This is a genomic window from Cupriavidus sp. KB_39, assembly GCF_052114485.1.
Lineage (GTDB): Bacteria > Pseudomonadota > Gammaproteobacteria > Burkholderiales > Burkholderiaceae > Cupriavidus.
The window spans coordinates 1-716 of the sequence record NZ_JBFREV010000153.1; the positions used below are offsets into that span (position 1 = coordinate 1).

The window sequence follows — 716 nt, forward strand, 5'->3', positions numbered from 1 at the left end:
ACGGTCAGGATCGAAAAGAAGAGCTTCAAGCGTTTCATGGTCATCCCCAGGGTGCTGGATCGAACCCGCAAGCCTAAACATATCCCGCTAGCCCGGTCCCGCTGTTTCGAAAACGTTTTCGGTACAGTAGGCCCAGCACCCTGGGGAGTCAATATCGATCTATGCGTTATCAGGGAAAATACGGGGGAATAGAATCGATAACGTTTTCGATGTGATGTTTTCCTGCCGCACTGGCTAGCCCTAGTTGCCGGGCGCGTTGCCGGCAGGGTCTTCCAGTTGCAGCAGGATCTTGCGCAGGCTCCTGGCCACCGAAGAGCGCTCCGTAGGGGACAGGCAATCCAGCAACTGGTTGGCTTCCTTGAAATGCGCGGTGAGCACGGCGTCTGCCAGTTCCAGCCCCTGCTCGGTCAGCACCACCAGCGTGCCGCGCCGGTCGCTGGGATCGGGCTCCCGCCTCACCAGCCCGCGCTTTTCCACCCGGTCGATCCGCAGGGTCATGGCGCCGGATGACAGCAGCAGCGCCCGGGACAGCGCGCTGGGGTTCAGCGCATAGGGCGGCCCGGTGCGCCGCAGCGTGGCAATCATGTCGAACATGTCCCAGGTGATGCCGTGAGGCGCCAGCCACCGCTCGGACGCCCTCATCGCCAGATCGCGAATCCGCAGGATGCGGCCCAGCACCAGCACGTGGTCCGTGACGAGATCAGGCCGCACGCGCG

Annotated in this window: 1 protein-coding gene; it reads right to left on the bottom strand. The window is 63.0% G+C overall.

Features of this window, described 5'->3' with window-relative positions:
• Positions 1 to 240: 240 nt before the first annotated feature.
• Positions 241 to 716: MarR family winged helix-turn-helix transcriptional regulator (locus tag AB4Z27_RS29240; RefSeq protein ID WP_441646009.1), on the bottom strand; the 476-nt coding region annotated here is incomplete at its 5' end.